Annotated in this window: 21 protein-coding genes; 9 read left to right on the top strand and 12 right to left on the bottom strand. The window is 36.3% G+C overall.

Going from position 1 to position 20,689, the window contains the following annotated elements; translation table 11 throughout:
* Positions 1–57: 57 nt before the first annotated feature.
* From ACE3RB_RS10600 to ACE3RB_RS10585, 4 genes are all read left to right on the top strand, one after another.
* Complete coding sequence (locus ACE3RB_RS10600) at positions 58–969, top strand: sensor histidine kinase (RefSeq protein ID WP_374464201.1); 912 nt, start codon at positions 58–60, stop codon at positions 967–969.
* The gene (locus tag ACE3RB_RS10595) at positions 950–1,714 is read left to right on the top strand and encodes a LytR/AlgR family response regulator transcription factor (protein ID WP_374464200.1); all 765 of its coding nucleotides are present in this window, start codon (positions 950–952) and stop codon (positions 1,712–1,714) included. The genes ACE3RB_RS10600 and ACE3RB_RS10595 overlap by 20 nt, the downstream gene beginning before the upstream one ends.
* Before the next feature lie 331 nt (positions 1,715–2,045).
* On the top strand, positions 2,046–2,822 hold the full coding sequence (locus ACE3RB_RS10590; protein WP_374464199.1) for a DUF1223 domain-containing protein: 777 nt from the start codon (positions 2,046–2,048) through the stop codon (positions 2,820–2,822).
* Positions 2,823–2,854: 32 nt separating this feature from the next.
* On the top strand, positions 2,855–3,247 hold the full coding sequence (locus ACE3RB_RS10585; RefSeq protein ID WP_374464198.1) for a DoxX family protein: 393 nt from the start codon (positions 2,855–2,857) through the stop codon (positions 3,245–3,247).
* Between the two features lie 323 nt (positions 3,248–3,570).
* Here ACE3RB_RS10585 and ACE3RB_RS10580 read toward each other — a convergent pair whose 3' ends face one another.
* The 4 genes from ACE3RB_RS10580 to ACE3RB_RS10565 all read right to left on the bottom strand — a co-directional run bounded on the left by ACE3RB_RS10580 (position 3,571) and on the right by ACE3RB_RS10565 (position 7,210).
* A complete protein-coding gene (locus tag ACE3RB_RS10580) occupies positions 3,571–4,563 on the bottom strand; it encodes an MBL fold metallo-hydrolase (RefSeq protein ID WP_374464197.1) in 993 nt (330 codons plus the stop codon).
* Positions 4,564–4,648: 85 nt separating this feature from the next.
* Positions 4,649–5,650: an aldo/keto reductase gene (locus tag ACE3RB_RS10575; RefSeq protein WP_002978012.1), complete on the bottom strand. Its 1,002-nt coding sequence runs from the start codon at positions 5,648–5,650 to the stop codon at positions 4,649–4,651.
* Positions 5,651–5,736: 86 nt separating this feature from the next.
* Complete coding sequence (locus ACE3RB_RS10570) at positions 5,737–6,642, bottom strand: helix-turn-helix domain-containing protein (RefSeq protein WP_374464196.1); 906 nt, start codon at positions 6,640–6,642, stop codon at positions 5,737–5,739.
* A 109-nt stretch (positions 6,643–6,751) separates the two neighbouring features.
* Entirely contained in the window at positions 6,752–7,210 is a 459-nt protein-coding gene (locus tag ACE3RB_RS10565) for a hypothetical protein (protein WP_374464195.1), read from the bottom strand.
* Positions 7,211–7,749: 539 nt separating this feature from the next.
* On the opposite strand from ACE3RB_RS10565, the gene ACE3RB_RS10560 reads away from it, so the two are divergent.
* Positions 7,750–8,037: a GNAT family N-acetyltransferase gene (locus tag ACE3RB_RS10560; RefSeq protein ID WP_374464194.1), complete on the top strand. Its 288-nt coding sequence runs from the start codon at positions 7,750–7,752 to the stop codon at positions 8,035–8,037.
* On the opposite strand, the gene ACE3RB_RS10555 is transcribed toward ACE3RB_RS10560, so the two are convergent.
* Entirely contained in the window at positions 8,038–9,132 is a 1,095-nt protein-coding gene (locus ACE3RB_RS10555; RefSeq protein WP_374464193.1) for an MBL fold metallo-hydrolase, read from the bottom strand.
* A 172-nt stretch (positions 9,133–9,304) separates the two neighbouring features.
* Here ACE3RB_RS10555 and ACE3RB_RS10550 point away from each other — a divergent pair, with 172 nt between their 5' ends.
* Positions 9,305–10,843, top strand: a complete 1,539-nt coding sequence (locus ACE3RB_RS10550; protein WP_374464192.1) for a S41 family peptidase — start codon at positions 9,305–9,307, stop codon at positions 10,841–10,843.
* A 224-nt stretch (positions 10,844–11,067) separates the two neighbouring features.
* Here the strand turns inward: ACE3RB_RS10550 and ACE3RB_RS10545 are convergent, their stop codons facing one another.
* The 4 genes from ACE3RB_RS10545 to ACE3RB_RS10530 form a co-directional block, all read right to left on the bottom strand.
* Positions 11,068–11,427 (bottom strand): hypothetical protein, encoded by a 360-nt coding sequence (locus tag ACE3RB_RS10545; RefSeq protein WP_374464191.1) that lies wholly within the window; start codon positions 11,425–11,427, stop codon positions 11,068–11,070.
* Between the two features lie 60 nt (positions 11,428–11,487).
* The gene (locus ACE3RB_RS10540; RefSeq protein WP_374464190.1) at positions 11,488–12,303 is read right to left on the bottom strand and encodes a hypothetical protein; all 816 of its coding nucleotides are present in this window, start codon (positions 12,301–12,303) and stop codon (positions 11,488–11,490) included.
* A gap of 11 nt (positions 12,304–12,314) precedes the next feature.
* The gene (locus tag ACE3RB_RS10535; protein ID WP_374464189.1) at positions 12,315–12,824 is read right to left on the bottom strand and encodes an RNA polymerase sigma factor; all 510 of its coding nucleotides are present in this window, start codon (positions 12,822–12,824) and stop codon (positions 12,315–12,317) included.
* A gap of 153 nt (positions 12,825–12,977) precedes the next feature.
* The gene (locus ACE3RB_RS10530) at positions 12,978–14,606 is read right to left on the bottom strand and encodes an NADP-dependent glyceraldehyde-3-phosphate dehydrogenase (RefSeq protein WP_374464188.1); all 1,629 of its coding nucleotides are present in this window, start codon (positions 14,604–14,606) and stop codon (positions 12,978–12,980) included.
* A gap of 173 nt (positions 14,607–14,779) precedes the next feature.
* Between ACE3RB_RS10530 and tpx the strand changes: the two genes are divergently transcribed.
* Positions 14,780–15,349 carry a thiol peroxidase gene (gene tpx / locus ACE3RB_RS10525; protein ID WP_374464187.1) on the top strand — a complete coding sequence of 190 codons (570 nt, stop codon included), beginning with the start codon at positions 14,780–14,782 and terminating at the stop codon, positions 15,347–15,349.
* A gap of 556 nt (positions 15,350–15,905) precedes the next feature.
* On the top strand, positions 15,906–16,280 hold the full coding sequence (locus ACE3RB_RS10520; protein ID WP_374464186.1) for a helix-turn-helix domain-containing protein: 375 nt from the start codon (positions 15,906–15,908) through the stop codon (positions 16,278–16,280).
* Positions 16,281–16,870: 590 nt separating this feature from the next.
* Here ACE3RB_RS10520 and ACE3RB_RS10515 read toward each other — a convergent pair.
* Positions 16,871–17,581, bottom strand: a complete 711-nt coding sequence (locus ACE3RB_RS10515; RefSeq protein ID WP_374464185.1) for a DUF6261 family protein — start codon at positions 17,579–17,581, stop codon at positions 16,871–16,873.
* 377 nt (positions 17,582–17,958) lie between these two features.
* Here ACE3RB_RS10515 and ACE3RB_RS10510 point away from each other — a divergent pair, with 377 nt between their 5' ends.
* Complete coding sequence (locus ACE3RB_RS10510) at positions 17,959–18,807, top strand: hypothetical protein (RefSeq protein ID WP_374464184.1); 849 nt, start codon at positions 17,959–17,961, stop codon at positions 18,805–18,807.
* A gap of 337 nt (positions 18,808–19,144) precedes the next feature.
* Here ACE3RB_RS10510 and ACE3RB_RS10505 read toward each other — a convergent pair whose 3' ends face one another.
* Together ACE3RB_RS10505 and ACE3RB_RS10500 are read right to left on the bottom strand one after the other, a co-directional pair.
* Complete coding sequence (locus ACE3RB_RS10505; RefSeq protein WP_374464183.1) at positions 19,145–19,906, bottom strand: MBL fold metallo-hydrolase; 762 nt, start codon at positions 19,904–19,906, stop codon at positions 19,145–19,147.
* A 236-nt stretch (positions 19,907–20,142) separates the two neighbouring features.
* Complete coding sequence (locus ACE3RB_RS10500) at positions 20,143–20,685, bottom strand: Crp/Fnr family transcriptional regulator (protein ID WP_374464182.1); 543 nt, start codon at positions 20,683–20,685, stop codon at positions 20,143–20,145.
* Positions 20,686–20,689 lie beyond the last annotated feature (4 nt).

Genomic DNA, 20,689 nt, shown 5'->3' with positions numbered 1-20,689 from the left:
TATCATAATATTTTAAATAAAAAACATTAATTTAACCTTTTTAAATCAGCAGATTTCATGCAACAGCAAAAAATAAAAATCTCACCAGCCATTACAGCAGCTTTTTCCATCATCATGTGGTATATCAATATCTATATGCTGAACCGTACAAAACGCAGGCAGCATATCTCCTATTCCAGATTGATGGTTGTACTGGCTTTCGGGATGGTGATCATGTTTGGGCTGGCATGGATTCAGCAGCTGATTTTATCTCATATCAATTTTGGTCCGGTGATGCTGATGGTGGAAGTAAGGGGAATTCTGATCAACCTGGTATGCTATATGTTTCTTACGCTGCTTCAGAACAATTATACGGGACAGCAGATACAGCTTGAACTGGAAAAGGTAAAAAGTGACAATCTGGGAGCTCAATACGAGCTATTAAAGCAGCAGATCAATCCACATTTTCTTTTCAACAGTTTGAATACCTTAAAATTAATGGCAGAAACCCATGATGAAGAAACAGTTGATTTTATTGTAAAACTTTCAGATTTTTACCGGTTCACACTGGAAAGCAGAAAACTGGATCTGATCAGTGTTCAGGAAGAAATGAAAATAGTAGACGCTTATCTTTTTCTTCAGAAAGCACGTTTTGGGGAAGGAATCAGGTTTACCAACGAACTTGGAAAAGAAATTAACACAACCCTTATTCCGCCTTTCACGCTTCAGCTTCTGGTGGAGAACTGCATCAAGCACAATATTGTTTCACAAAGCAAACCTTTGCACATTAAAATCTATAGCACAGATAACCAGATTGTCATTGAAAATCCCATCCAGCGGAAAATGAATACAGAAGATTCGCTGGGAGTAGGGCTTGATAATATTAAAATGCGTTACAAACACTTACTGGAAAAGGACATCGTTATTCATTCGAACGAACAAACTTTCCAGATAAAACTACCATTAATCCATGAATATAATCATTATTGAAGATGAATTCAGGGCTGCAAAATCCCTGCAGCATTTAATCTCAGACCTGAAACCGGACTCCAAGATCCTGGGTGTTTACGACAGTATTGAAACAAGTATCGAAGGTTTAAAAGATATCAAACCTGATCTTATCTTTATGGATATCCATCTTTCTGACGGACTTTCCTTTGAGATTTTCAAATCGGTGGAGATCACCTGTCCTGTAGTTTTCTGTACAGCCTTTGACCAGTACATGTTGGATGCCTTTAAAAGCAAAGGTGTTGACTATGTTTTAAAACCATTTTCAAAGGAAGACATTGCTGAAGCACTGAAAAAAGTGGATGAACTGAAAAAATTCTTCCGGAAAAATGATCTGCCGGACCTGGAATCACTGATACAGAAAATCAACCAGCCTGCTGCTGCCGGTAAGAGTAGTTTTCTGGTTTTTAGAAATCAAAAATATACCACTATTCCTACTGAAGATATTGCTTATTTTTATATCCATAATGAAATCACGCATCTGGTAACTTTTGCCAGGGAACAATTTCCCCTTTCCCAACCTCTTGGACAGGTAGCAGAACAGGTTTCAGACAAGCAATTCTTCAGAGTAAACAGACAATATCTTGTTAATTTCAAAGCTATTAAAGAGATGGAGCACTATTTCCAACGTAAAATTCTTGTAAAACTTACTGTTGAAACGCCTGAAAAACTTTTGATTAATAAAGAAAAAACGCATAGTTTCTTTACTTGGCTTGAAGACAGGTAAGGGAGTAAGGAAGTTTGAAGCTGAGAGCTGGAAGTACTTGCAGTCATTCTAAGATATAGAACTCTACATTATAACCCTGATTGAAATAATCGGGGTTTTCTTTTGCTTTTTATTTGATCTGTTTTAATTTCTTAAGCTTGTTTTTTATAATAAAAAAATAAAACACTATTCCTTTTCACACTCAAAAACTTCCAGCTTCTCACTTCCAGCTTCCAGCCTCAAAATATTTCCCCTCACATTTTCCGGGTTCACCTTTTAATTTGTCCGGTTGAACCTGTTTCATATTCTTTTGCCTTTATCAAGTATCTACTTTTGAATCAAATTAAAAGACATGATACTAAAAAACTTAATCACAGTAAGCGCTTTTACCGCAGTGTTATTTCCAACTTCAGCATTTATTCATCAAAATAAAGATCAAAAGACAGCACAACATCCAGCCTCTGAAAATAGTGGGTTCGCGGTTTTGGAACTCTTTACTTCAGAAGGCTGTTCAAGTTGTCCTCCTGCAGATGAACTGATGGGAAAAATTGAAAAGGAATATGAAGGAGAGCCGGTTTATCTTCTCTCCTACCATGTTGATTACTGGAACCGTCTTGGATGGAAAGACCGGTTCAGTACTGCCGAAAATTCGCAGCGACAGCAGCAGTACAGCCGTATTTTGAATTCACAGGTTTACACTCCGCAGCTGGTAATTAATGGAAAAACGGAATTTGTAGGCTCTGATGAGAATCATATTAAAAATAGCATTCAGAAAGCCCTGCTTGTTTCTAAAAAAACAGATGTAACGCTATCGGCAAATATTTCCCGGAATAAGATTGATGTTCAATATAAAACTTCAGCCTCAGATTCTAATAGTGCTCTTCTCGTTAATCTTGTTGAAAAACATTCTTCTACCCAGGTTGGAAAAGGTGAAAACGAAGGGCATCATCTGCATCACTGGCAAATCGTTCACAAACAAAACCAGATTTCACTGAATAAACAGCAGAAAGGAATAACAACATTCAAACTTCCTGAAAGTTTTTCTCCTGAAAACTGGGAAGTTATAGCTTTCATTCAGAATGTCAAAACCGGAGAAATCTCAGGATCTGCAAAAACATCTTTTAAGTAATTTCTACTTAATAACAACTAAAATATACAGCAATGAAAACAAAAACTACAAAAATCATCTATTGGGCCGGAGCTATTTTTATGTCATTATGGTTTGGAGCCAGCGGGTTCTTTGAACTTACAAAAAATCCGATAGTCTGGGACATTACGCAACAACTTGGCTATCCACCTCATTTTATCTACATACTGGGAGTTTTTAAAATCTCAGGGGTTATCGTTCTTCTGCTTCCCAACAAATTATTAAGACTAAAAGAATGGGTATTTGCAGGAATGTTCTTTGATATTCTCTTCGCTTTCTTTTCAAAAATTGCAGTACTTGGTTTGTCATCTACAGTGGATGCGATAGTTGCCTTTTCTGTGCTTACCATAACTTACCTGATGTTCAGGAAACTGTATTCTCCTGAAATGGTATTTGGCGAAGCATAATTTTAAAATTTTCTTATGTTCGAAACAGCACCTCTCGTTTCCCGGGAGGTGCTGTTGTTTTATGTTATTGAAGTTTAAATCAATAAGTTTTGGCTAAAACCGAATGTATAAACGTTGATTGTGAAAGCGGGCTTCAGCCCGCTTCTATTGATTGAAATATCTTATATAATTAACGACCTGTTCATGTTAACCACCCCGTCAAAAATTCTTTGAATTTTTGCCACCCCTCCAAAGGAGGGGAATGCTGAGCACCTGTTCATTGATTAGGTACAACGATTCCAAATCCTTAATCTCTACTATTACCTCCATCTGCTGCCTGCCACCTAACTCATAAAACTCTCAGGAAACCATTCAAATCCGGTAGTATTTTCTTTTGTAAAGCCCAGGCCCGGCCATGGCAAATGGTAAGCAAATGCTCTGATCCTGGTATCTGCCAGCTGCTTCAGTAGTTTTTTTCTTGAAGCAGTCGCGATATCCAGATCTGTGTCTCCGAAATACCCCCATTCAGGGTGCGGAAAAAGGATCACATCGGAATGAATCAGATCTGCAATATAGATCAGCTTTTCATTTCCAGAAGAAATTGTTGTAACTGTCAGGCCTGGTGTATGACCCGGTGCCAGCTGAAAGCTGAAATGGTCATATAACGGATTATTAAGATCATAAAATTTCAGTTTTGGCTGAATCGTTTTCAGAATATTCCGTACGGCCGGGATAAATTGATTAAGGAATTCAGGTTGTGTTTTCAGAGCACTGTTGTTGAAGTCTTTGATAGAAGCCTGCATCCAGAAGTCATGTTCTGTTTTAGCGATGAAAATATCTGCGTTAGGAAAAATAAACTGATTCTTTTTGTCCACAACTCCCCCAATATGATCAGGATGGGCATGGGAAATAAAAACGTCAGTAATATCTTTAGAGGTAAAACCAGCTTTTTGCAGGCTTTTTAACAGAAATCCTGTTCTTTCATCAGCAAAAATCCCCATTCCGGTATCTAATAGAATGAGTTTATTTTTTGTTTTAACCAATAGAATATTCATTGCCATATCAATATAATTCTCTGGTCTGAAATTATCTTTAAGGATTGATTTTAATTCTGCAACGGTGCCTCGTGGCGCAAATAAATTCAGGTTTTCTTCATGGATATATCCGTCTGTAAGAACAAATAGTTCAAGCTCACCAAGCTTCAGTTTTTTAAAGCCGGAAAGATCGTCCCCTGTTTTTTCCGGAATGGTTTTCTGTTCTGCCATTAAACCGGAAAAAGGAATCATACTTAATGTTCCTGCCAATAATCCTTTCTTTAATAATTCTCTTCTGTTCATAGTTAGGTTCTTTTCATTTAATATAAATGTAAAAAAACTGAGCTCCTTTCATAAGAAGGAACTCAGTTTTATATAAAAATAGTTTTTAGTTGTTTACCAATTTCATGGAACCTTCATTGTATCTTTCTCCTACGTTAGGATATTTTTTCAGGATGGCATCAATGGTATCCAGATCCGACTGGGAAAGCTCTATATTGACCGCAGCAATATTTTCTTCCAGGTATTTGATTCGCTTCGTTCCCGGAATCGGGATGATATCATCTCCCTGGTTCAGTACCCAAGCTAGGGCAAGCTGGGTTCCTTTCACTCCTTTGGAAGCTGCAAATTCGTTGATTTCGTTAGCCAGCTTAGTGTTATTTTCAAGATATTCCTGCTGATAACGCGGTAATGATTTTCTGAAATCGTCATCGCCAAGATTCTGCGCATCATAGATATTGGTGAAGAGCCCTCTTGCCAGCGGTGAATAAGGAACCAGAGAAATCCCCAGTTCTCTGATGGTCGGCAGAATTTCTTTTTCAATATCTTTGGTTAAAATAGAATATTCTGACTGTAAAGCTGCAATCGGGTGAATTTTATTGGCTTTTCTGATAGATTCTGCCGAAGCTTCTGACAATCCGAGATATTTCACTTTTCCTGCCTTTACCAATTCTGCCATTGCCCCTACTGTTTCTTCTACAGGAACATTAGGATCTACTCTGTGGGCGTAATACAGATCAATAGTATCGATTTTTAATCTTTGAAGGCTTAAATCTACTGCCTGTCTGATCCATTCCGGAGAACCATCGAAATAAGTTCCCGGAGCTCCGCTGTGGCTTGCTTTACCATCTTTAAATCTGAATCCGAATTTGGTAGCAATAAAAATTTTATCTCTGTTCGGAACCAAAACCTTAGAGATCAGTTTTTCGTTTTCTCCATTGGCATACATATCTGCTGTATCCCAAAAGTTAACGCCCAAATCCAACGCTCTGTGTAAGGTATTGATGCTTTCCTGCTCGTCGGTAGGACCATAAGCAAAACTCATCCCCATGCATCCTAAACCGATTGCTGATAACTGTTCTTCTGTGTTTCCTAATTTTTTAAATTTCATGATAGGTATGATTTAATTTTACAAGACAAAATTAGAATATGGAAAGATCAACTGTTATATAGAATTCAAACCAAGAATTATAAAATTCAAACAAGGTTCATTCGTAGAGCATTTGGGGTAATTCCCGTCTGTTTTTTAAAATAGTTGGTAAAATATGCAGGTTCTTCAAAACCCAGGCCGTAAGCAATTTCAGAGATATTCCAGTCTGTATGGGTGAGCAAGGCATGTGCTTCCTGAATAATCTTTGCAGTGATCTGCTGACTGGTTGTTTTCCCTGTAATCTCTTTTACAGAACGGTTTAATGAATTCACATGTATGGAAAGGCTCTGCGCATAATCATTGGGAGTTTTTAATTTTAAACAGGCCGCAGGACTGTCGATCGGAAATTGTCTTTCCAGCAATTCCATAAACAAAGAAGCTACTCTTTGCGAGGCATTCTGATAAGGCTCAAAACTTTCTGCCGGCTGCATTCTGATGGTTTCATGGATCATCAGATGAAGATACGCCCTCAGCATATCGTATTTATGAATATAATCCGACTGAATTTCAGTCATCATTTTTGCATACATATCCGAAAGTGTTTTCTGCTGTTCTTCATCAACAAAGAAAACCGGAGTTCCTCCAATCTTAAAAAGCGGAGAATCCTGAAGATTACCCATACGGCTTCCATTATGCAGAAACTGATCTGTAAACAGACAGAACCAGCCTTTCTGATTGGCATCATCCGCCTCCCATGAATAAGGAATATTAGGATTTGAAAACAATAAAGCAGGGCGGTCCACTTTAATCCATTTATCGGCATAATGAAGTTTTCCCTTTCCTATGATCAGTGAAATTTTGTAATAATACCTCCTGCTGTAAGGGGTTAGTAATGAGCAGTGTTCCCGGGAAAATACATTGAAATGCCCCATTTTACTGATTCCGATACACGGTGATTCCAGATTGGGAGCATTTCTTTCATAAAAGTCCTTAAGTGATTCGTGTGTTTCCATATATCAAAATTATAAAATGCAAACAAATTAATGATAAAAATATTTCTGACCGGATATAAAAATGGCTGACAAAGATGCCAGCCATGTAAGTGAATATAGTTGATAATTGTTAATCCCAATCGTCGTCATGTCCATGACCACGATGTTTGTTCTGTTTCTTATAGTATTTCTCCTGGTTTTTATAGTATTTTTCCTGTTCTTTACGGAACTTTTTGTAATCGTTTTTGTTTCTTCCGTACACTATGACAGGATTTTGTCCTCTGTAATATTTCTTTTTAAAGATAATATACTTTTCTCTCCCCAGGATTCTTTCCAGTTCAGAATAACGGTCGTTTCTCCATCTTCCCGGCTCTACTACATAAACCCTGTTCCATGAATCATAATCACGATACCTGTCATTCAATACATAGATCTGATTGGCCTGTGTTGTTGAAAGTACAAGATCAGTAACCACTCTTTGCCAGTTGATATCTGAAATACTCCTTCTGTAATCGTTATAATAATCGGACTGGGCATAAGTTAAACTAAATGTCCCAACCAATAATGCTGTTAATATTAATTTTTTCATTTCACTCCACTTTAAGATTAAACATGAAGAGATAGTCAATTAAAGTGCCAATTATTAACTGTAAATGCTAATATTTGTTAAGAAAAACCATAAACATCTGATTATATTCAAAATACATTCTATATTTTTTGATAAATTTTCAGGTAATAACCGCTTTAATTCCATTATTGAGAAAAATTAATTTTGCTAAACAACATTTATTTAATGATATTTAATTACTTATAATCTATCATACTTTTAAAAGAAAGCCGTTTAAGTTTCAGCTAAAGCCAGCTGATGATATTTTTTAGTAAGTGGGCTAAAGCCCACCTCTATTGATGTTGATATCCGGATGCATAATAGTTGTTTAACGACAATATCTTTTATCTTTTATCTTTTATCTTTTATCTTTTATCTTTTATCTTTTTCCCATTTATGTTATAAAATTCGTTAAGATTATCAAAGACTATTATTTGATATCATTTAATTTCGTAATTTTAGTGAAAAGAATTTTTTTTAGAAATCTTCTTCAATATTTAATCAACCAAATCTTAATAATTATGGAAAATATAAAGTTTCAGGTATCTCCATATCAGGATGAATTGCAGCTGTTTATTGATGATAAAAAGGCAGGTTATATGTCCATAGAGATTGACGGAAGGCTGCTTATCGTATATTATACAAAGCTTGATGAAGAACGTGAGGGAAAAGGATACGCCAAACTATTGCTGGATGAGCTGGTACGTTATGCAGAAGAAAAAGATTTGCTTGTAGACCCGGAATGTGATTTTGTAAGACAACAGTTTGAAAATCATCCCACAAGATATAAAGAAATCTGGCATGCCTGATCAGCTTTCCCACCAGGTGGTAAATTGCTGCTCTGACTGATTCAGATCTACTACCTCACCGATCATCGGGGTGAGGATATTCAGTTTTTTTTCTTTTCCGAGAGCTATCTTTTGTAAAGGTTCATTCCATGGATGAAGTGCAAGTGCAAATTTTGCAGCATGAACAGGAATAATACGTTCTGCTTTGAGATCAATAGCAACCTGGATAACATCTTCCGGTAACGTATGGATGTACTTCCATGCTTCTCCATATTGTCCGTTCTCAAGAATTACATAATCAAAAGGACCATATTTCTCTCCGATTGTTTTAAAATGGCTATCATAACCACTGTCTCCTCCTAAGAAAATTTTCTTTGTTGGCGTAATCAGGACATAAGAACTCCAAAGGGTATCATTCTTTCTCACTCTCCTGCCGGAAAAATGTCTGGCAGGTGTAAAAATAATTTTCAGGTCATTTTTCAGATCAACTTCTGCTCCCCACTCTTCTTCAATAAGCTTGTCTTCAGTATACCCCCACCTTTCCAAATGTGCTCCTACTCCCAGAGGAAAAATTACCATTCCTGTTCTGTCTCTGACAGATTGTACAGTGGGATAATCCAAATGATCAAAATGATCATGGGTTATGACAAGGTAATCAATATCGGGAATATCTTCAGGCCTGAAAATATCCGATCCTTTAAATGCTTTATTAAAATATTTAAAAGGTGAACCATACAGACTCAAAACAGGATCAATTAAAAAAGAAACCCCATCTGTCTGTAAATAATAAGATGAATGCCCCAGCCATATAAATACATCCTGATTTTTATCTATATTCTTCAAATCCGTATGAAAAGATGGGATAGCCTTCAGAGGCTTCAACAGCGGATCTTTCTTGCCTAAAAAGAAATCAAACGCCACCTTCGACATTTTATATCCTTCTGTGATGGAAGGAGTATGGCTGATATTCCGGAACTGCTTGTTTTTATAGAGTTTCGACTGTCTGATCCGCTTCAGCCTCTTTCCTTTGGGCACCCCGCCAAACGCCTTCATATTGATCACAATAAAAAAAGTAACTGTCAGAACAGCCACACTCGTAATAATCCAGTAAATCATCCGTATAAAATAAATATCAAATGTATAGCCTTTTAGTTTTAAATGAAAATATATTCCATTTTACTACATTTTTTAACTAAATTTATCATGTATTTTGGAAAATTTATTACTCATTTAAATCATGATTAATTTTAAACTTTCTATTTTAGCACGTTAAAAAAACTCAGATACATTGAAAAATTATTCGGTAATATTTCTTCTCGCTATACTTTCGTCCTGTGCCTCTATAAAAAAACACAACGAACAGCGTGCTGCATGTATTCCACCGGAACAACTTAAAGAGGATGTGGATTTTGCCTATTCAAAATTACAGCAAATGCATCCTCAATTATACTGGTATATTCCCAAGAAGGAATTGGAACATAAATTTGACAGTCTCAAGCAGACAATTACTGAACCTCTTACTCCTCTTCAGTTTTATTTTAAGTTTCAGCCCGTGATTGCCGGCATTCGGGAAGGACATCTTTCGCTAAGAATTCCCAGAAAAAAATTTACCAAAAACGAAATTAAAAAGCTGGAACATCAGAAAGGCATGTTCAGTCGTTTTGAATATTATATTTCAGGAGATAGAATGTATATTATTGACAACAAAGATTCTATTGAGCATATACAACCCGGAACCGAAATTTTATCCATCAATCATGTTCCTGTATCCGATTATATAAAAAAATACAGAAGCCTCATTAGCAGTGACGGCGATAATACTACTTTCTATCCTTATTTTTTAAAGGATCTTTTCTTTAATTTTTATACTGCAGAAAATGGTTTTGGCAGCAAAGCCACCCTTGAAACACTCTACAGGGGAAAAAAGAAAACATATACCATAACCAGGGAAACAAAATCCGACTCTGATCTTGAAAAGGACAAGGAAATGCAGAAAAAGACCCGGGAAAAGAAACTGAATGATTATGTAGCCTCCAGCGATTCTTATAACAGAAGCTTCAAATTTCTCGATAAAGACAGTACTATTGCTTATATAAAAGTGAAAAGCTTTTCCAGGGACTTTTCGGATAGGTTCTATAAGGAAACTTTTGCCAGGATCAGTAATGCCAGATCTTCTTATCTCATTATCGATGTCCGGAACAACTATGGAGGCTCTCTTTATGAGATCAACAATCTGTATTCCTATCTGGCAGATGCACCATTTACTCTTATCAAACCTTCGCAGGTGACCGCAAGGAATACACCTCTGCGTACCAATTACTTCAGGAAAAGCAACCCGCTGGAATATGCGCTGAAAAGTATTGCCTACCCAAGTTATTTTTTCGCACAGGCTTTCAGTACGTATAAAAAAGGCGGAAAGGTTTTCTATAAAATGAAAGCTGACAAACCTACAAAACCTAAAAAAGAGGCCTTTCATGGAAAAGTTTTTGTACTGATCAATGGTGGAAGTTTTTCAGCCTCTTCTATTATTACGGCCAAGCTTAAGAATGATAAAAGAGCAACGCTGGTGGGAGAAGAGACTGGTGGTGCCAATGACGGAACTGTTGCAGGTTTTTATTCGTATCAGAAGCTTCCCAATTCTGAAATAAGATTTCCTATCGGATTGCTTCTGGTACAGCCTAATATCAATTTTTCAGATTCACGGAAAGGGGTTATTCCTGATGTAAAAGTTATTGAAAGCATGCAGGATATTATTGATAAAAAAGATCCTCAGCTGGATTGGATAAAAAATGAAATTGCCAGGGAAAAGAAAAATAAAGGACAATAATGATAATAGTTTCGGGGGGGGGGGGGGGGGGGGCGGCGGGCGCGATTTTATTTTTATTTATAAAAAACATCCTCCGCTGTATTGGAAAAAAAATTAAATTGCCAGGTAAACTAAAAATAAAGCACAATAATGATAATAGTTTCGGCGGGCTTTCAGCCCGCCGAAACTATTTATATCTTCAATTCTTCCAGAAGACTTTTATTATTTCAGCTGCAATAAAAGTCTTATTTAAAATCAAGAAAATCATCTTTTTGAAGATAATGATTCAAGGCGGTGATAAGCTGTGAAGAAGTAACATCTCCATACTGCCGGAAAGCAAGATCTACCACATCCTGAATATTCTCATCAGAGCACATATAATTCAGTTTATTATGGTATACAAAATCGGGTAAGATTTCATTATCATTTTCACCAATATCAAGAGGATCTCCGATGAAAATTTTCATTTCAGGCTCAAATTCTTCTTTTGAAGAATACACCGCATAATTGTATTCGGGGTCATAGGATTCTTTCCTGTCTTTCTTATGCTTCACAAATTCCAGAAATTCTTCTATAGAATACATCTGATTTTTAATCTCATCCATCTGATATTTTTTAACAGCTCAACTTGTTAAAGATAGAAAATTTACAGAAGACAAACTCTTCTAATTAAGTTTATTTAAAGCCCTCTGCAATGATCCGATATCTAGGAAATCCAGCTTTGCACCCAGTATGATGATGATCAGAAGAACAAGTGTCAGGAATAAAATGATAAAAATATACATGGATACAAACCATATGACAGTATTCAGAATATTTCCTTTAATTCCCATTTTATTCATGAAAAAACTCTGTGAGCGTTCAAACCAGGTCTTTTTCTTTTCGTGTTTCGGGCTTACTTCAATTCCGTTAAGTTCATCTACCAGCCGCACCACATCATCAATATACCTTCCGTACATATAATAGATCCAGTATCTGATGATAAAAGCAATCAGCAATAATGTAATCAGAAGGCTGATTCCGAAGATCGCCAGATTATATTCCATGTCAAAATGGAAGTTGATTTTAATCAGGGACAAAAGGAATCCGAGAGGGATATAAGAAATATAATAGGAAATATAAATTTCTTTCGAGATAAGAAGCTGGGTCTTAAGATTGAACAGGTCATAATTGGTATTGATACTATTTTTCCTGAGCAGCTTATACAGTTTCAGGAACCGGGAATAAAAATAAACGATAATCGCAACAGTGAGGATGGTGACAAATGTTGATATGGTCCTGATATTATAATCTGCAGAAGCAAAAGGGAAACCGGTTAAAAGCATTGGCAGTGTTACAATCATCAGCCAGAATTCAGTTTCCATATTCACTTTCAGCATCTGCAGCGGAGAATGGATTTCTCTTTTCTTTTCCAGAGAAATTTCAGGAGATTCCTGCCCTGTATCTTTATTCCAAAGTTCTTTAAAATTTTCTAACTCCATAGTGTTATCTTTTAATAGGAGCCCGTATTCTGGCGGGTAATGATCTCTTTCAGTTTTTCTTTAGCCCTTTTCAGCTTTACTCTTGTATTCACTTCGGTAATTCCCAGCTGCACTGCAATTTCTTTTCCGGAAAAACCTTCTAAAAAGAAAAATATCAGCGCTTTATCAATGGGACTCAACTGATGGATTGCATCGTACATCCTCTTCATATTTATATCATCTGTATCATTATAAGGCTCCTGCCGGGCACTCAGTCCATCTACATTCTGATTCTGTATAAAACTACGTTTTTTTTCACTTCGCAAAAAAACAATTGCTGTGTTAAGTGCAGTTCTGTACAGCCATGTGGAGAAATCACTCCTCTTTTGAAAATCACCGTATGATTTCCAGGCCTGGTAGATGATCTCCTGGTAGAGATCATTCTGATCGTCCTTATTATCCATATACATTTTAGAGATTTTGAAAACCACTCCTTTATGTTTTTCAATTTTCTCTAAAAATTCTTTTTCCGCTGAAGGCATGATTTACAAACTGATCATAGATGATATTTCTAAAAAACACCACCTTATTATAACACAAAACTTTAATTTCCGGCATTAAGTTAAAAAAATCCTCAACAAACAAAGAAGTTTATTGAGGATTTTTATTTTATGTTAAATACAGTTTCAGCCAGATCAGAAAATATAATCTGTACTTAAAAAATTGGAATCATGCTCTTTTACGATTGTATTCAGTAACTCTTTGTTGGAATCCGTAAGTTTTGCTGCTACCAAAGACCTGATGGAGAATGAACGCAGCGCATCAAAAACTGAAAGTGTTCCTTCCGCACTGTCTTTTCTTCCCGTAAAAGGGAAAACATCCGGACCTCTCTGCGCCTGACAGTTGATATTGACACGGCTTACAAGATTCACGAATGGATCAATCAGTTTCGCCACTTCCTGAGGATCTTCACTGAAAATACTTACCTGCATCCCGTGTGACGCATTTACCTGATACTCTATAGGTTCTTCTATATCTTCAAACGGAACAACAGGAATCACGGGACCAAACTGCTCTTCATGATACAGCTTCATATCACTGTTTACAGGATATACTACCGCCGGGAAAACAAACGACTCATCCGTGTAGCCGCCATCTTTATTCAGCACTGCAGCTCCTTTCTGCAGGGCATCATCAATACATTCCTTCAAATAAGGAGGTTTATTGACTTCCGGAAGCGGTGTCACTTTCACATCTTTTTCCCATGGCAGCCCCGGTTTCAGCGCAGAAACTGCTGCACTCAGCTTCTCTGTAAATTCCAGCGCCACTTCTTTCTGAACAAAGATCAGCTTCAGTGCTGTACAACGCTGTCCGTTGAAAGAAAGTGCTCCTAAAATACATTCACTCACAGCAACATCCAGGTTTGCATTCTTGGTAACAATAGCTGCATTTTTCGCATCCAGACTTAAAATGGCTCTTAAACGGTTTACTTTCGGGTGCAGCTTTTTCAGTCCGTTTGCCACTTTACTGGACCCGATGAAAGCAAGGACATTCACCTTTCCGCTTTCCATAATCGGAGTAATGATTTCTGAACCTTTTCCGTATAAAGTATTCACCGTTCCTTTCGGGAATGCTTCTTTGAAAGCCTCTAGCAAAGGATAGTGTGCCAATACACCATGTTTCGGAAGTTTAAAAAGAATGGTATTTCCCATGATCAGGGCAGGAATCAGTGTGGTAAAAATTTCATTCAGAGGATAATTGAACGGACCCATACTTAATACTACTCCAAGCGGTGCTCTTCTGATCTGTGCAATAGTCCCTTCTGCCTGCTGAAAACGGGAAGATTCCCTGTCCAGATCTTTCAGTGCATCAATGGTCTGGTTGATATAATCTACAGTACGGTCAAATTCTTTTGTAGAATCGGCCAGCGTTTTTCCGATTTCCCACATGAGTAACTTAATGATCAGGTCTCTCTGCTGAATCATCAGGTACACGAATTTCTGCATGCACTTAATTCGTCCTTCCACAGACATAGTCGGCCATTCACCTAGACCATTATCATAGGCTTTTACACAAGCTTCAAGGACTTCCATGGCTTCATTTGGGCCAATATTCGGAATGCTTCCCAGAAGCTTTCTTTCCAATCCGTTTTCTGTAGGAATGCATACAGGTGAATAGATTTCGGTGACATCACCGTTCCACTCTACCAGTTCGCCATTTAAAAGGTAAGTTCTCTGATGGATCACCGGAACTTTATATTCTTCAGGAATTTCGTTTTCACTCTTAAAAATGTGATGAAATGATGCTGTATTTTCTGAACTCATAAATCTTTCTATTTTTTATGTGATAAGATTCTCCTTCTTCCGGAGATTTAATAATATAAAGGTAGAGGTAAATTGTTTTGAAAAAAATATTCTGACAATAGATTTGATCTATTTGAATTAAAATTAATCTTAGCTCCTGAAAAAAGAATAATTTAGCTGAAAAATAAAATTTCATGTTTTCAAAATTAGTTTTAAGCACACTCTTATTCTGTTCTGCAGTAGGCTTTGCTCAAAAATCCAAAGCTATCAATACTGTTTTAATGGGAGGAAAGGAAGTTCATACCTATGCCAAATTGCCGGCTCTCAATAAGCCAGCCCCTAAATTTACCCTTACGGATGTCAATATGAATGATCAGACCCTGGATTCCTACAAAGGGAAGTATGTTATTCTGAATATCTTTCCGAGTGTAGATACAGGAGTATGCTCTGCCTCCGTGCACCATTTCAATGAAGAGGCGGGAAATCTTCCCAATACCGTAGTACTTTGTATTTCCAAAGACCTGCCGTTTGCCCAGAAAAGGTTCTGTGGTGCCGAAGGAATCAAAAATGTGGTAATGCTTTCAGATTTCCGTTCCGACTTCGGGTGGAACTATGGTGTGGAGCTGGTAGATTCTCCAATGAAAGGGCTTCTGAGCAGGGCAGTTGTGGTGATAGATCCTTCAGGAAAAATCATCTATGAAGAGCAGGTACCGGATATTTCCCAGGAACCGAATTATGAGGCGGCTATTGCGGCTGTGAAATAATAAATTACATTAAACCATTAAGAAAAATTAAATAGTTAAGAATATTAAGGTGAAGTGCACAGCTTAAAAATATCTTTGATATTTCTTAACTTATCTTCACCCCTTAAAAATCCTTAATGGTTCAAAAAATAAAAGCTCAGCGATTTGCTGAGTTTTTTTTGTAACGCTTTTGAAAACGCAAAGATCTAATTAAAAATGCTATACTCAAGCGGGCAAAGAAAGAATCAATCAAGATTGATTTTATGAAGCTAACGTTTACATCCCGCTTCATCAGTGGCGCAGCCACAAAACTTTGCTTCCTTTCTAAAAAATAGGATAATTGAAAACTTTGCGTCAAAAAAATATATTTTGTTGGAAAAACGCAGAGGCGCAAAATAATCATAAAAAATTACTACTTTAAGGCGCAAGGATTTTATCTACGATAAAATTGAATGACGCTTCACTTGCTGAAAATCTATAATTTTCTTGCGCCTTAAAATAACACATCAGGCATAAAAAACTTGCGTCTTTGCGATTCTCCAACAAAAATTTTGCATATTTGTAGAAAATACGGGTCATGCAAAAAGAAAAACTACGCAATGCAAGAAAAGTAAAAGGCATCACACAACAACAGATCGCCGACATCATTGCAACAGATGTATCTAATTACAGCAGAAAAGAAAGCGGAGACGTTTCCATAAGAAAAGACGAATGGGAGAAAATCGCCCGTTTCCTGGATGTTCCTGTAGAAGATATCTATGAAGAAGAGGAAGCAAGGCAGATCAATAATTTCGAAAATAACACCAATAGTAATAATATTGGAACAGTAAGTGGAAATTATTACTGCAACATACCCGAATTCCTTCTGGAAAACCAAAGAGATTATATAGAACACCTGAAAAAGGAAAACCAAAGGTTGCAGGAAGAAATAAAGGCCCTTAAGAATCAATAAACCATTAAGAAGATTGAAAGTATTAAGAATATTAAGATAAAACACACATCTTAAAAAAATCTTTGATATTTCCTTAACTTATCTTCACACCTTAAAAATCCTTAATGGTTTAAAAAATAAAAACTCAGCGATTTGCTGAGTTTTTTTGTACCGCTATTGAAAACGCAAAGATCCAATTAAAAATGCTATACCAAGCGGGCAAAGAAAGAATCAATCAAGATTGATTTTATGAAGCTAACGTTTTACATCCCGCTTTATCAGTGGTGCAGCCACATACCTTTGCTTCCTTATTTTTAAAAAGAGTAATAATTTAAAATCTTTGCGTCAAAAAAAATATATTTTGTTGGGAAACGCAAAGGCGCAAAATAATCATAAAAAATTACTGCTTTAAGACGCAAAGATTTTATCGGAGATAAAATTGAATACTGTTTATTTTAAAGTTCATTCCTATAAAATCTGTGAGATCTGTTAAATCTGAAGGAAAAGCAGGCAGCATCCCCTTGCTGAAAATCTATGATTTTCTTGTGCCTTAAAAGCAATATAAAGATTAAAAAAAACTTTGAGCCTTTGCGAACTCCAACAAAAAACACTTATTTCTTCGGTGCAGTATTGCCATTTTCATTCTTCCCTAAAGAAGAATTTCTGGCAGCCTTCACCAGTTCATTTGTATCAGTATAAAGAAGTTCCCATCCCGGTACCTCTTTCATTACTGTAAGCAGATTAAGATAAGACTTCACTGTTTTCTCCAGATCTTTACGGATGGCGCTGGCACTTGTCATCTGGCGAAGATCTGCATTGGCTTCTGCCTGCTCTGCAAACAGGTTTTCAAAAACATCATGCTTACCTTTCATTTCTGCAAAAGCGGCATCCAGAGAAAGAAGTGAGAGCTTTTGTTTATTTTCCGGGGTTTCCAGCGCTTCAATCAGTTTTTTCATCTGAGCGGTTTGTGAAGAATAGCTCAGCCTGCCCAGATTCAGCCCAAAAGTTTTGAACACTCCGTAGAGTTCCTCTGCCAGCTGATAGTTGCTTGCAAAAGGCAGCTTACGATATCCGTTCAGGAAAGATTTCAGATTGGCATAAGCGGTATCCCTTTCCTGATCGGCCATGGCTACGTTTTTTCCTTTTCCGCTGTAGATCTGCTTTGTATAAACCTTGTCGTATTCCGTATAAGACGTTTCCAGAGCTGATACAAGAGGATGGCTCGCAATAACAGGATATTTTCCGGATTGGGCATTAGAAAGAATTCTCTGAGCTAAAGTCGCAAGATCTTTAGTGCTCAGCTGTGTGAGTGCAATTTTCATTTTTGTGTTTTTTGGGATTAATAAATTAACAATCAAATATAGAAAAAAGTTGTTTGGTTACAAACATACATGCAACAAACCTCCCAAGGTCTTGAGAAGTTTCCCCAAACTTGCAGGAGACCTCCCAAGACCTTGGGAAGTTCCAAACATACTTGTTTTTAACAAACGGAGAGATTGGGAAGGGTGTTTTACTGTTGTTTTAGACTACTGTAGGTGCCGGGTGGTTGCAAACAGGGTTGTTTTGAAGTGGGAGATTTTTGGGATTACGGAAACCCGTAAGGTTTTGAGAGTGATGTAGTTTATATTTGGAGAAATTACCGTAGAAATACGGAGGTTGATGTACCTCATATTATTTATTTTTGAATAAACTATTAACTATGGCATTGAAAAAAGTAAAATTTAATTTAAAAATTTTTAAGATTGATAAACTCCACTACGAATTCAAAGATAAGTATGATGAAGAAATAATTGAATTAATTAGAGAAAATCATAAAAAACATCTCTATGCAAATGATGAGGATATGTCTATCGTAAAGCCTAACTTAGAAAAATTTGATGATGGTGAGTTTACTTTTTTTACATATTGTTATAATCAACCAAAAAATCAAAACTATTGGAAGCTATTCTTACCTGATCAATTAATTGGAGAGCAAAATTTTGACCTAATAGAATTCTCATTTGTACTATTTATCCTATATAAAGACTCAATTTATTGTGTACTTGGTGGTAGTGGAATAAATGTCATCAAAAGATATTTAGATAATTATTTTGGCTTAGAATTCTATCAACATTTTGCGAATCCAAATGATGACATTTCAATTGTAGTTAATACACGAGGTGTAACTGGTAATTTATCACAAAGATCAAATACATATAATAACCTTCAAACCATAAAAGATTCATTAGTTTATTCTGAAATACCAAAGAATTTAAAAATAATTATTCGAGATGAATTAATTAAAGGACTATTTAAAAAATATAAAATTGATAGTGATAATGCTCTTATGGAAATTGGAGCATACTTCAGTTTTAGAAAAAAATTGAACTTCGAAGAATTAAAAACTCTTATAATTGATATTCACGAAGTAATGTCTGATAAGACTAACTATGTTCAATTAAGTTTATTCAATAGAATTAAAGATCCAGGTTTAATAAAAGAACTTGATGATTTCTTGAAAAATAAGATTGCAAAACATTGCAAAATTTTCATTAGTCCAAACAGTTAGAGATATTAGAAATTTCAAAAACTTTGAAATTCACTTAATAGATATTTCACAAATAAAAATATAAATCTTGTGCTATTTGAGAAAATATGAATATGCTCATTAGCTGTTCTGGGATTTCAGATATTTAATCTCTGTTGAGATTCCTACGGAATGACATAAGGACGTGGGAAGTTGTACGTATGATAAAGAAAGTATGGAATTACAATTGGATCGGAAATAACAATTAGAGTGGGAAAATTATTCTAAAAAAACGGGCTAAAGCCCGTTCCTATTGATGTTGAGATTCTTCATTCCATTGCATTTCACTCAGAATGACAGTTTTCATTACAAATATTAGTTAAGATTCTACCAGCATCGCTCCATCTTTCAAAACCATATACTCCTGTCCTACTTCCTCTGAAACGTTTTTCAAATCCTGATTATCAAATACCTGAGGAATATAAAATTTTTCATGCGTAAACAAGCCATAGTGTATAGGGACCAGTTTTTTTGCATGGAGCAAATGAGCCGCAGCAAAGGCTTCTTTCAGATTAAGCGAAGCAGGAACCGGGCTATACTCCAAACCGATGATCTCAAAATTGACCACAACACCGTTTACGGGTAAAAATGCATAATCTATATTTGGATTTTCTTTTCCGAGCTTCCAGAACTGGTTGTGCCAGATGGTATCTCCACCGTGAAAGATCTTTGTTTCCCCGTCATCTACAATCCAGGACGACTGTATTTCTCCCAATCCATCCATAGCAAATACGGGTTTGAAGGTGATGTTGTTTTCTGTGAAAGTTTCATCAAGATCAAGAAGAATCATCTCTACGTCAACCAAAATTTTTCTTACCACATCTTCAAGTCCTTTATATACAATGAGCTTTCCGTCATTCTTTAAACATTTCCGGATGACTCCTTTATCAAAATGATCGAGATGCATATGCGTAAACAGGATATAATCAGCCTTTACATGGTCTGAAAATTCTATAAGATTCTCAACAGCATCCCCTAAAACGGGTTTATAGTAAGAGTAATCTTCTACAGCGTCTATTAAGATGGTTTTGTGATGTGATGTTAGTTGGATACCTGCCCAGTTTAATTTTTGTATTTCCATATTCTTTTTTCAGCAAAGGAAGAAACTTACGGAAGGCAAGACAATAAACAAAAGATAATTAATTAATATCCTGAAAGATAAAACGCGATGTACGCAAAGAATATATAATGATGACTATTTTTTCGATCGCAAGGGCATTTCATTCAGCTAAAAATATACTGTTGCTGAGTGACAGCGACTTTGCGAACGTAAAAATAAAGTGAAAAATCTTTGCGAGCGTGGCGTTAAAAATAACACTAATGAATACGCTTCCTGATTCGGCTTAAAGAGATAGGCGTAATGCCAATGTAAGAGGCCAGATATTTTAAAGGAATATTCTGGATGTAATGAGGTTTGTTCTTCAGAAGGTATTCATACAAATCCTGAGGTGTATTTTTCAACAGGAGCATTTCCCTTTTCATGGCCGCATTCAGTTTTCTGCTGAGATAATAATTCTGTACAAAACGGCAGTGCGGATTTAAAGCAAACATATCTTTCACCTCATCCAGGGTAATTTCCCATGCCAGACCGCTGCTGATGGATTCGTAAACCGCATCGGAGGTTTTTTCTTCAACGGTAAAAATATCTCCCGGAAAGTAAAATTCTGCACAGATTTCGGTATCCATATCCGATGTGCTGCTGATGTAATATTTTCGGACAAGCCCATCTTCCAGAAGATAGGCTTTGCGGTCCGGAAATATCGTTTTTTTTGAAAATTCAACCTCAGCAAATTTTTCCCATACAGGATCGTTATCCTCTACGTTCAGATGTGAAAACAGTTTTTTGTTGATCGTTGCCAATGCT

This window comes from Chryseobacterium sp., assembly GCF_041914225.1.
Lineage (GTDB): Bacteria > Bacteroidota > Bacteroidia > Flavobacteriales > Weeksellaceae > Chryseobacterium.
The sequence above is the reverse complement of the archived record's forward strand: the minus strand, read 5'-3'. Positions and strand labels throughout refer to the sequence as shown.